The following is an 11,929-nucleotide window of genomic DNA, read 5'->3' as shown; positions in this document are numbered from 1 at the left end:
AAAATAGGGAATTTTGTTCATCAGGCTTACCAAAATTTAAAATTGATGCAAGCAATCATCCGCGTCACTTGTGCGATAATCATCGTCAACGATAAAATCCTTTGCGCACAAAGAGGCAAAAACATGTCCCATCCCCTTCTGTGGGAGTTTCCTGGTGGAAAAATCGAAAAGGATGAAAGCGCAGAATCATGCATCAAAAGAGAAATCATGGAAGAGCTGAATCTGGAAATCGGCATAGTACAAAAGCTAAAAAGTACACAACACAAGTACAGCGAGAACAAAGAAATCGAACTTATTCCGTTTATTTGTAGCTATATAAGTGGGGAATTGAAGCTCAAAGAGCATCATGAAGTCAGGTGGATATCAGCCTGTAGCCTAAATACCCTAGATTGGGCAGAGGCTGATCTTCCGATTGTGAGGAACCTGATAGAAAACAATTATGGTGATTGACCGATAAACAAATCACCGGCAACCGCTCTGGGGAAGCAATCAAGCCTATTAAACTACAGAAACTATGGCAGCAGAATTCATAAAATTATATCCTGAAAACCCGGACCCTAAAAAAGTCCAAAAAATTATAGATGTTTTGAGAAATGGTGGCGTGATCATTTATCCAACAGACACGGTCTATGGGATGGGCTGCGATATCCACAACCAAAGGGCAGTGGAAAGGATTTGCCAAATAAAAGGGATCAAGGCTAAAAAACACAACTTCTCATTTATCTGCTATGACCTGAGCAATATCTCTGAATATACCAGGGCACTGAGTACGCCGGTATTCAAAATAATGAAAAAGGCACTTCCAGGTCCCTATACATTTATTTTGGAAGCCAATAATTCTGTACCTAAAATCCTCAACAGCAACAAAAAGACCATCGGTATTCGGGTACCCGACCATCCTATCCCCAGGCTATTGGTCAAAGAATTGGGGCAGCCTATCCTTACCACATCCATCAGGGATGAGGATGACGTGATAGAATACAGTACTGATCCAGAATTGATCTTTGAAAAATACCAAAACTTGGTAGATATCGTTATTGACGGAGGGTATGGCAACAATGTCGGCTCTACTATTTTGGATTGTACCAATGATGAGATAGAAGTAGTAAGGCAAGGACTTGGAAACCTGGAAGATATCCTTTGATTTCCCGATCGAAATAAAAAATTGACTGGAGAAGTCTTTTGAAAGTAAACACATACATCTAAACGGGAAAATCGTTGCGTAAATAGTTTCAAATTGAGGAATCATTCAAGGGTTGACCTTTTGGTCTGTGAGGACACGAACCATAGTTTTTCTTGGTCTGTGGCGGCACAAACCAAGGGCTAGGGCTAATGGTCTGTAAGGACACAGACCAAGATCGTCTACATTGAAGGTTTTTCAGGCTAAAAGCGATTTTCCTGTACCTATAAATATTACATGGCAATTATTACTGAATTATTCTACTTACCCCCTATCGAATATTTTGTAGCCATCCAGAAAGAGGAAAAAATCTTATTGGATACTGGTGAAAATTATCAAAAGCAAACATACAGAAACCGCAGTCAAATAAGGTTGGCAAACAAGGTGGAAACCCTGAGTATCCCCGTGATAGGTGGCAACAAAAAAGTGAAAACCGGACTGCTTAAAATAGACCACCAACAGAAATGGATGAATGTCCATCTACGTGGAATTCAAAGTGCTTATGGAAAAGCCCCTTTTTTTGAATTTTATTTTCCCTATATTGAACAAGTATATCAGAAGAACATTGACTTATTAGCCGATTTCAACAGTGAGCTACTGACAGTTTGTCTGAAACTGTTACAATTGGACATCAAACTTGAAATTCTTGGCGAAACCGACCCAGATAGCCAATTAAATGACATAAGAGGCAAAATCAGCGCAAAAACAAGCTTTGAAGAAAGGAACATCTATCAGCCAGCACCGTATAGCCAATTGTTTGGCTTAGACTTTGTTCCAAACCTGAGCATAATAGATTTATTATTTTGCGTTGGGCCAGAATCAAAAAATATTTTGGCAAAGTCGCAAAAAATTCATTGAACAATCTCCAAAAGAATTGTGTTTTTAAAACAAATTCTTTAACATTAGTAAAGAATTCAAATCATTTAGAAAGGATATAAATGGAAGCAAAATTTTCAAACAGAGTCAAAGAGGTGATCTCCTTAAGTCGCGAAGAGGCTTTGCGCTTGGGACATGATTACATTGGTACGGAACACCTCTTGTTGGGTATGATTCGTGAGGGTGAAGGCGTGGCTGTTTCCATATTGAAAAAGTTAGGCGTTCCTTTGGACGAACTGAGGAATTCTGTGGAGCGTGCCGTAAAAGGATCCGCCAACCACAACGTAAAAAACCTTGCCAACATCCCATTGACTAGGCAATCAGAAAAAGTACTGAAAATCACCTATTTAGAAGCGAAAATATTCAAAAGTGCATTGATAGGCACTGAACATTTGCTGCTCTCTATTCTCCGTGATGAAGACAATATAGCGACACAGATTTTACAGAAATTTGATACCAATTACGATTCTGTGAAAGAAATGCTTGAGTTCCAAACCGATTCTGGCCCCCGCTCAAAAGCAGAGGCTGATGACCCAGATGAAGATGGAAGCAAATTGTTTGGATCATCATCAGGTGGTGGGTCTTCCAGCGGCTCATCCAAGCCAGGTGCTGAGAAATCAAGGACACCGGTTTTGGATAATTTCGGGAGAGACCTCACCAAAATGGCTGAGGATGACAAGCTTGACCCTATCATCGGTAGGGAAAAGGAAATCGAACGTGTAGCCCAAATCCTGTCGAGAAGAAAGAAAAACAATCCAATCTTGATCGGTGAGCCTGGGGTAGGTAAGACTGCCATTGCAGAAGGACTTGCCTTAAGGATCATCCAGAAAAAGGTTTCTAGAGTGCTTTTCAACAAGCGCGTGGTGACTTTGGATTTGGCTTCATTGGTGGCAGGAACAAAATATAGGGGACAGTTTGAGGAAAGAATGAAAGCCGTCATGAACGAGCTTGAAAAATCCCCAAATGTGATTCTATTTATCGATGAGCTCCATACGATTGTAGGAGCTGGAGGAGCAAGTGGCTCTTTGGATGCATCCAACATGTTCAAACCTGCATTGGCCAGGGGAGAAATCCAATGTATCGGTGCCACTACCCTGGATGAGTACAGACAATACATCGAAAAAGACGGCGCATTGGCGAGAAGATTCCAGATGGTGATGGTAGATGCTACCACTCCTGAAGAGACCGTTCAGATTCTAAACAATATCAAAGACAAATACGAGGATCACCACAATGTAATCTATTCCAATGAGGCTATAGAAGCTTGTGTGAAACTTTCAGACAGGTATATTTCAGACAGGTTCCTTCCTGACAAAGCCATTGACATCTTGGATGAAGCGGGTGCACGTGTGCATATCAACAACATCCATGTACCGGAAGAGATTCTCAAACTGGAAGAAGAAGTAGAGCAGATCAAGGTTGAGAAAAACAGGGTTGTCAAAAGCCAGAAATATGAAGAAGCTGCCCAACTGCGCGACAAAGAGAAAAAACTCTTGGAGCAACTGGAGACAGCAAAAGTAAAATGGGAAGAGGAAAGCAAATCCAAAAGGTATAGAGTCGAAGAAGACAATGTAGCCGAAGTGATTGCGATGATGACAGGGATTCCTGCCAAAAGAATCGCCCAAAAAGAAGGTGCAAAACTTCTGAACATGGCTGAAGAGCTCAAAGGTAAAGTGGTGGGCCAAGAAGACGCCATCAAGAAACTTACCAAGGCTATCCAAAGAACAAGGGTTGGATTGAAAGATCCCAAAAAGCCAATAGGTTCATTTATTTTCCTAGGGCCTACAGGTGTCGGGAAAACTGAATTGGCAAAAATGCTTGCCACCTATCTATTCGACAAGGATGATTCCCTGGTGAGAATCGACATGTCAGAATATATGGAAAAATTCTCCGTATCCAGACTTGTGGGAGCACCTCCAGGATATGTAGGCTATGAAGAAGGTGGCCAGCTTACCGAAAAAGTAAGAAGAAAACCCTATTCGGTAGTCCTATTGGATGAAATCGAAAAAGCCCATCCAGACGTATTCAATATCCTGCTCCAAGTATTGGATGATGGGATTCTGACAGATGGATTGGGAAGAAGGGTTGACTTCAGAAATACCATCATCATCATGACTTCAAATATTGGCGTAAGGGACCTGAAAGATTTCGGCGCAGGAATTGGTTTTGCCAACAAAGCCAAAACCGACAATATGGATGAAGTGATGAAGTCCACCATCCAGAGTGCTTTGAAAAAAGCATTCAGTCCAGAATTCTTGAACCGATTGGATGATGTGGTTGTATTCAACTCACTCGAAAAATCCCATATCCACCAAATCATCGAAATCAGCCTTAAAAAGCTGTTCGGCAGAATTACAGATTTGGGATACAATATTGAATTGACTGATAAGGCAAAGGACTTCTTGGCTGAAAAAGGATATGACCAACAATATGGCGCAAGACCTCTGAACAGGGCTATCCAGAAATATCTGGAAGATTCACTGGCTGAGGAAATCCTAAAAGGTGAACTTTCCGAAGGAGATATCATCACTGCCGACTATTCCGGTGAAGGAGAGGAACTCACCATCACAGTAAACAAAAAAGAAAAAGCTGAGTAAAACCGAGCTTAATAATCCATATATCAAAAGCAGCTAGAAATTCTAGCTGCTTTTTTTTGACAAAATGACAAGATTCCAGTAGCATATTTTGTTTAACAAGGTTTAACTTTACTTGCAATTATTAGGCTTGGGTTTTGCCGTCACCTCAAACATGAATACAATGATGAATTATCTATTCAGGGCTTTCTTGGTCATTTTCTCCATACCTATGTGGCTGGGACAGATCGCCCCACAGACAAAGAAACTCCCCCTCATCCCCATCTACCAAGATTCTATCTATTCCAACCCCCAAAAAATGGGAATACTGGAGAACAAAAAAATAGATGAAGCCAGCGGATTGGCATTTTCAAGAAAGCACCCCAACCTCATCTATACCCATAACGACAGTGGTGGAGAGCCCCATGTATTCCTGATCGACACTTTGGGAAATGATAAGGGAAAAATTATTTTGGAAGGTATCAAAAACAGGGACTGGGAAGACATTGCTGTGGGTCCGGGACCAGACAAAAATGCTTCCTACGTGTATGTCGGTGAAATTGGAGACAACCAAGCAAAATATTCCTCCATCAAAATCTACAGGTTTCCAGAACCCTCCAAGCTATCCAAAGACCAATCCATCAAACCAGAAAAGCTTACCCTGACCTACCCAGGTGGGGCGAGGGATGCTGAGACCTTGATGATTGACCCAATAGAGAACACCATTTATATCATTTCCAAAAGAGACAGCTCAAACACATTGTACAGGGCGCCGATCGATGCCTTCAAAGAGAAGGAATATGAACTTGAAGAAGTGATGCAACTCCCATTCACCATGGCAGTGGGCGGAGATATTTCAGCTGATGGCTCGCAAATCATTGTCAAAAACTATCTGAGTGTATTCTATTGGGAAAGAAAGACTGGCGAATCAATTGCAGAGACATTGAAGAATCCCCCTCTAAAACTTCCCTACAAACCCGAACCCCAGGGTGAAGCCATTGGCTTTTCCCCACAGGGAAACAGCTATTTCACATTGAGCGAAAAACGGTTCAATATCCAGCCAACACTTTATAGATACGAAAAAAACAGGTAAATTTAGGCTCAACCAAAATCCCCCATGCCTACTCAAACCACCTCCACCGTCCTGATGGTTCGGCCTGCCAACTTTGGTTTCAACCCTGAAACTGCGGCCAACAACTTCTACCAGCAAAATGATGACAGAGACAGTCAAGAAATAAACAAAATTGCACAGAAGGAATTTGATGGATTTGTCTCATTGTTGGAAAAGAATGGGATCAATACAATCGTGGTACAAGACAGTGCAGAACCAAAAAAACCAGACGCCATCTTTCCAAACAATTGGTTTAGCACCCATGAAGATGGCAAAGTGATCATCTACCCAATGTTTTCCCCAAACAGAAGGTTGGAAAGAAGGAAAGACATCATAGAAAAACTCATCCAAACAGGCTATCAAGTCAATGAAATCATTGATTTGGGTTTCTTTGAAGAGGACGAACAATTTCTAGAAGGCACTGGAAGCATGATATTGGACCGTGTCAATAAAATCGCCTATGCGTGCAGATCCCTAAGGACCCACCAAGTTCCCTTGCAGTATTTTGGAAGGCTATGTGGCTATGAAATCATTGATTTTGAAGCCAGCCAAACCATCAACGACATTTCCACTCCAATCTATCATACCAATGTGATGATGCATGTCGGTTCTGAGATTGCGATAGTATGCTTGGATAGTATAGCAAATACTTCTGAAAGGTTGGCCTTACATTCCAAGTTTGAAAATTCGGGCAAAAAAACCATCCCTATCACCATAAAACAGAAGTTTAACTTTGCAGGAAACATGCTGGAGGTTCACAATAGACAAGGCCAAAAAATCACCATTATGTCAAAGACTGCATTTGATTCCCTGAATAAATCACAAAAAGAGACCATCAGCAAGCATACCCAAATCATCACTCCCAATATCCCCACGATCGAAAAGCTCGGTGGGGGGAGCGTCAGATGTATGATGGCTGAGATATTCCTCCATAGGGATTAATGCAAGCCCCCAATTTTTACTGATTTGATTTTGATGGTATCTACTTCGATATCTCTTTCTTTTGCATTGATTTTGAAGTTTTCGATGACTTCCAAAACATCATAATCGATGATTTTGGAATTGGAACCATCTATTATTACATGTTTGCCATTTGGAATATCTTCCAAGGTTTTGATCAATGACCCTTTATTTAGGAAACTCACTTCCTCTGAGAGTACTATTCTGATGGAATCAGGGGAATCTTTGTTGTCTTTGACCATCAACACATGTGAATTCTGGAAATTCCTCAAAAGGATGTACACAATCGCTACCCCCATCCCCAATCCAATACCTATCAGCAAATCAAAGATCACTATGCCAAGGATCGTCACCACAAAAGGCAAAAACTGATCCCAACCCAACCTGGCCTGTGTCTTGAACAGGGATATTTTCGCCAGTTTGTATCCTACCTGCAAGAGGATCGCCGCCAAACATGCCAGTGGGATCAAATTGAGCAATCCAGGGATCAAAAGCACACTCAACACCAAAAGTATCCCGTGAAAAATCGCTGACATCTTTGTCCTTGATCCAGAAGTGACATTAGCAGAACTCCTGACGATAACCGCTGTCACAGGCAGACCTCCAACCAACCCATTGATGATATTCCCAGTTCCCTGGGCAAAGAGTTCCCTGTTTGGTGGAGACACCCGTTTGTAAGGATCAATCTTATCAGCTGCTTCCAAACTCAGAAGAGTCTCCAAACTGGCAATAATGGCTATCGTAAATGCGACTATCCAAACCTCCGAGTTCCCTATAGCCGAGAAGTCGGGAAAGGTAAATAAACCAGTAAAGCCATCCCAACTTTCAACTTGTGGCAAAACCACTTTATCTTCTGTATCCAAGTACAAGGAGGGAACAACAAACTTGAAAAACTTATTGATCCCAATACCCAATATGACTACCAGCAAGGGACCTGGGATCACTTTGGATAGCTTGCTTTTCTTTATAAATGGCTTATCCCATAGAATCAAAATCACCAAGGAGACAATAGTGATAATCAAAGCCCCAAAATCAAACTCATTTGCAAGGTTCTTCAAATCCATTACCGCCTCCCAATCATTGATAAAGGGGACATATTTTGCAAGGTTTTTTGTTTCATTCACCCCAAAGGCGTAAGGGATCTGCTTGATGATCAAAATAATCCCAATACCTGCCAGCATCCCTTTGATCACAGAAGTTGGGAAGTAATATCCAATCACACCCGCTTTGATGATTCCCAATATGATTTGGAATATACCGGCCAATACTACCGCCAACAAAAACACATCAAAAGCCCCTAAATCAGCAATTGCATTCAATACGATCACCGTAAGTCCCGCAGCAGGCCCAGAGACTGATGTATTTGATCCTGATAGATATCCTATGACTATACCCCCGATAACCCCAGCAATAATCCCAGAAAACAAAGGCGCACCAGAGGACAATGCGATCCCCAAGCACAAGGGTAAGGCAACCAAAAAAACTACCAAGCCAGCAGGAAGGTCTGAACCGAGGTGGGAAAAAAGGCTCTTAGGTTTATTCATAATTCATAGGGTAGTATTGATTGGGTAAATTCCAATTGACCTCTGAATATCAGACTCAATTATTGTAAAAATAGAATAATTCAGTTACCCAAAGCTTTTTTTAGCAAAAAAAATTTAAGAATATCCAATTCAAAAAATAAGGTCTTGCCTAGATTGATACGTAGATTCAAAATAGACAAGACCCTTTTAATCCCGGCAATATCAGGCTATTCCGGTATAGTTGAAAGGTGTTATTCTTTTCAATTCAGCCTTGATTTCATCACTTACCTGTAGCGTTGTAATGAATTCTGCAATAGATTCCGCTGTGATTTTTGTATTAGTCCTTGTAAGGTCTTTCAGCGCTTCATATGGCTTGGGATATCCTTCTCTTCTCAAGACTGTCTGCAAAGCCTCTGCCACTACAGCCCAGTTTTCTTCCAAGTCTGCCTCTATCGCTGCAGTATTCAGTTCAAGTTTGTTCAAGCCTTTGTTGAGAGACTCAAATGCAATCAACATATGTCCCAAAGGCACTCCGATGATTCGCAACACGGTGCTGTCTGTCAAATCCCTTTGGAGTCTGCTTATCGGAAGTTTCGCAGACAGGTGTTCCAGCAAGGCATTGGCAATCCCTAAGTTCCCTTCAGCATTTTCAAAATCAATCGGGTTGACCTTATGCGGCATCGCAGAGGAACCAATTTCTCCGGCTTTGATTTTTTGCTTGAAATAATTCATCGCCACATACTGCCACACGTCTTTGGATAGATCCAAAAGGATCGTATTGATCCGCTTCAGCCCATCAAAAAGGGCAGCAAGGTTATCATAGTGTTCGATTTGTGTCGTTGGATAACTTCTTTCCAGCCCAAGATAATTGGCAACAAAGCCATTGGCAAATCCCATCCAGTCGATTTCAGGATATGCCACATGGTGCGCATTCATATTCCCTGTCGCTCCGCCGAATTTTGCAGCGTAAGGCACTTGTTCCAAAAGTTCCAGTTGCTTTTCTACCCTTACCACAAAAACTTGGAATTCCTTTCCCAACTTGGTTGGGGAAGCTGGTTGCCCATGGGTTTTGGCTAGCATAGGGATCTCCCTCCACTCTTCTACCCTACTTTTGAGATTTTCCAAAACCTCATTCAATACCGGTAAAATGACTGCACCAAGACCATCCTTGAGCATCAGCGGTGTAGATGTATTGTTGATATCCTGGGAAGTCAGGCCAAAATGGATAAATTCCTTGTATGCACCCAAATCCAATCCATCAAATTTCTCTTTCAAAAAATATTCGACAGCTTTTACATCATGATTGGTTACTTTCTCCGTCTCTTTGATAGTTTCCGCATCAGCAGTGCTGAAGTTTTCTACCAAATCCCTCAATGCACCAAACATGTTTTTGTCAAAACCTTTTAATTGGGGAAGTGGGAGCTCGCAAAGCGCTATAAAATATTCTACCTCTACGTGAACTCTGTATTTGATCAGGGCAAATTCTGAAAAATACTGTCTTAATGGTGCAGTTTTGCTACCATACCTACCGTCAATTGAGCTTACGGCTGTCAGGTTAGTCAAATTCATGGGATTAGCTTTTGTTTTGAAGGTGCAAATTTAGCCTTTCTACGTTAAAATCTTTGTTTAATCTTTAAAATTATAAAGGCAGAAATCCCCAAGCTCATGAACCTCTTCCAGATTTTGTGAACTGGTTAAGGTTTCTTTCAGTACATTTGTAAACCAAACTACCATTGGGGAATTTATATTTCAAGGAATCCGACAAATACCTCGAAGTAAACCAAACCTTTTGCTATGCAATTGTAGTTTAAAAACAGTAAACAAAAATAATGAGGTCAGAATTTTCCGTTTCCCAAGAAATCTTGAGCTTAGGAAAGCTGATTGAAGTGTAAAAAGAAAGCAGGAATGTTTAACATATTCAAAAAGAAAAAAACAGAACCTTCTAAAGGTGTACAATATTTATCTCTCAAAGTAAGGGAAGTGGTCAAGGAAACTCCAGACACAGTTTCCATCTTCTTTGAACAACCGGAACCCTATTTAGACTACAAGCCGGGTCAATTTATCACAGTAATCTTGGAAATCAACGGAAAAGAAGAAAGAAGGTCTTACAGTCTTTGCACTTCCCCTTTTGTGGATCCTTACCCTGGGATCACAGTGAAGCGTGTGGACAAAGGACTGGTTTCCAACTACCTCAACGACCACATCAGACCGGGAAAAACCATTGATATCATGAAACCTATGGGGAATTTCACCACCCCATTCCACTCCAAAAACAAGACCCAGTACTTCATGGTCGCCGGAGGAAGTGGCATCACCCCGATCATGGGAATTGCCAAATCTGTCTTGATCAATGAGCCTGAATCGAAAATCACACTCCTCTTCTGCACAAGATCAGAGGAACAGATTATTTTCAAGAAGGAATTGGAAGCACTCACAGAAAAGTATGCCGATAAAATAGAAGTCATCCACAATCTTAGCCAGCCGAGTGCCGATTGGACAGGTATGAAAGGCAGATTGGACTCCACCAAAGTGAAGGAAATCTTAAGTTGGAGTGAGGATAAGGCAACCGAAAGCAAAAAATATTTTGTCTGCGGCCCAGAAGGCTTGATGACTACGACCTTAAACACGTTTAAAGAGCTGAACATATCTTCTGAGCTGATCTATGAAGAGAGTTTCTATACAGATTTGGATGCTAAGGAAAGCGCCCTCAAGGCCAGTGGGGAAATGGCTCCATCCTTGACTAGGGAAGTGACTGTAAGTGTAGAAGGGCAAGAATTCACCTATGAAGTCTCTCCCGAGAAAACAATTCTGGAAGCAGGGCTAGACAACAACATAGACATGCCATATAGCTGTCAAAGTGGATTATGTACTGCCTGTAGGGGCAGGTTGGTATCCGGAAAGGTCGCTATGATCGAAGATGCTGGATTGAGCGAAGGAGAGATTGCTGAAGGATATATCCTATGTTGCTCCTCAAAACCTGCCAGTGGTGACATTAAAATAATCATTGAATAAACCATTTTGGAAAAAGACCCGATCAGAATCATCTATGAAAAATTGGAAAGAAACACGCTTATACTTATAGCGTGCTCCATTCCAGTTTTCGCAGTAGTTTACCTATATTCCCAAAGTGAGTCAATCAGCAGGTCAGCCACAGAACTGCCTGAATTGTTGGATTTCATCTTGTTGGGATCGATATATGGTTTGCTGGCTGTTCATTATTGGAATTTCCACAATTCCATCAAACAAATTCTTCAGCACAATCAAGAACTGGAAACCAAGATCCAGCTTTACCAACAGGCAACGATCCGCAGATTTTGGATTTTGTTGTTCAGTAGCATTTTGTGTTCGTTGGGCTTGTTTATTTTTGAAAACAATGGCTACATCATTGCCTATGCCTTGACGATTGTCTTTTTGTCCCTAGGTAAACCTAGTCCTGACAGGATCGTGAGACTCCTCCGGCTAAAAGGCGAAGAAAAAGAAAGGGTCATTCAGATCAAGACTAGAGAAAGTTAAGGGAGAGAGGCAAGAAGCAAGAGACAAGAAGCAAGACTCAAGACAGATCTGACAAAAGAGAAGTGAGATGCGATAAAATCAACCCCGAAGAGCCTGTCCCGATCATCGGGAGGTTGAACTTCTTCAATGTATAAAGAAAAAGTGTCAAGCAAAATCAGGGAGTGGACAACGAACCAAAACCTCCCCTGAAGGT

General features: G+C 41.5%; 10 protein-coding genes. 8 read left to right on the top strand and 2 right to left on the bottom strand.

Going from position 1 to position 11,929, the window contains the following annotated elements:
- The first annotated feature begins 45 nt into the window (after nucleotides 1–45).
- The 6 genes from ACFSKL_RS01740 to ctlX all read left to right on the top strand — a co-directional run bounded on the left by ACFSKL_RS01740 (nucleotide 46) and on the right by ctlX (nucleotide 6,682).
- Nucleotides 46–450, top strand: a complete 405-nt coding sequence (locus ACFSKL_RS01740) for a (deoxy)nucleoside triphosphate pyrophosphohydrolase (protein ID WP_376882910.1) — start codon at nucleotides 46–48, stop codon at nucleotides 448–450.
- 64 nt (nucleotides 451–514) lie between these two features.
- The gene (locus ACFSKL_RS01735; RefSeq protein ID WP_376882908.1) at nucleotides 515–1,144 is read left to right on the top strand and encodes an L-threonylcarbamoyladenylate synthase; all 630 of its coding nucleotides are present in this window, start codon (nucleotides 515–517) and stop codon (nucleotides 1,142–1,144) included.
- Nucleotides 1,145–1,417: 273 nt separating this feature from the next.
- A complete protein-coding gene (locus tag ACFSKL_RS01730; RefSeq protein WP_376882906.1) occupies nucleotides 1,418–2,038 on the top strand; it encodes a WbqC family protein in 621 nt (206 codons plus the stop codon).
- Between the two features lie 80 nt (nucleotides 2,039–2,118).
- Nucleotides 2,119–4,653, top strand: coding sequence for an ATP-dependent Clp protease ATP-binding subunit (locus ACFSKL_RS01725; RefSeq protein ID WP_376882903.1), 2,535 nt, complete (start codon nucleotides 2,119–2,121; stop codon nucleotides 4,651–4,653).
- Between the two features lie 160 nt (nucleotides 4,654–4,813).
- Complete coding sequence (locus ACFSKL_RS01720) at nucleotides 4,814–5,722, top strand: hypothetical protein (protein ID WP_376882901.1); 909 nt, start codon at nucleotides 4,814–4,816, stop codon at nucleotides 5,720–5,722.
- A 24-nt stretch (nucleotides 5,723–5,746) separates the two neighbouring features.
- Complete coding sequence (gene ctlX / locus ACFSKL_RS01715; RefSeq protein ID WP_376882899.1) at nucleotides 5,747–6,682, top strand: citrulline utilization hydrolase CtlX; 936 nt, start codon at nucleotides 5,747–5,749, stop codon at nucleotides 6,680–6,682.
- On the opposite strand, the gene ACFSKL_RS01710 is transcribed toward ctlX, so the two are convergent.
- Both ACFSKL_RS01710 and purB read right to left on the bottom strand, forming a co-directional pair.
- Complete coding sequence (locus ACFSKL_RS01710) at nucleotides 6,679–8,244, bottom strand: SulP family inorganic anion transporter (RefSeq protein WP_376882896.1); 1,566 nt, start codon at nucleotides 8,242–8,244, stop codon at nucleotides 6,679–6,681. The genes ctlX and ACFSKL_RS01710 overlap by 4 nt on opposite strands.
- A 201-nt stretch (nucleotides 8,245–8,445) precedes the next feature.
- Nucleotides 8,446–9,792, bottom strand: coding sequence for an adenylosuccinate lyase (gene purB / locus ACFSKL_RS01705; protein WP_376882894.1), 1,347 nt, complete (start codon nucleotides 9,790–9,792; stop codon nucleotides 8,446–8,448).
- Nucleotides 9,793–10,128: 336 nt separating this feature from the next.
- Between purB and ACFSKL_RS01700 the strand changes: the two genes are divergently transcribed.
- Both ACFSKL_RS01700 and ACFSKL_RS01695 read left to right on the top strand, forming a co-directional pair.
- Complete coding sequence (locus ACFSKL_RS01700; RefSeq protein WP_376882892.1) at nucleotides 10,129–11,235, top strand: 2Fe-2S iron-sulfur cluster-binding protein; 1,107 nt, start codon at nucleotides 10,129–10,131, stop codon at nucleotides 11,233–11,235.
- Between the two features lie 6 nt (nucleotides 11,236–11,241).
- Nucleotides 11,242–11,736 (top strand): hypothetical protein, encoded by a 495-nt coding sequence (locus tag ACFSKL_RS01695; protein WP_376882890.1) that lies wholly within the window; start codon nucleotides 11,242–11,244, stop codon nucleotides 11,734–11,736.
- Nucleotides 11,737–11,929 lie beyond the last annotated feature (193 nt).

Origin of the sequence: Belliella marina, from assembly GCF_042682445.1 — a bacterium.
Classification (GTDB): Bacteria; Bacteroidota; Bacteroidia; order Cytophagales; family Cyclobacteriaceae; genus Belliella; species Belliella marina.
This window is presented reverse-complemented; position numbering and strand designations above follow the sequence as displayed.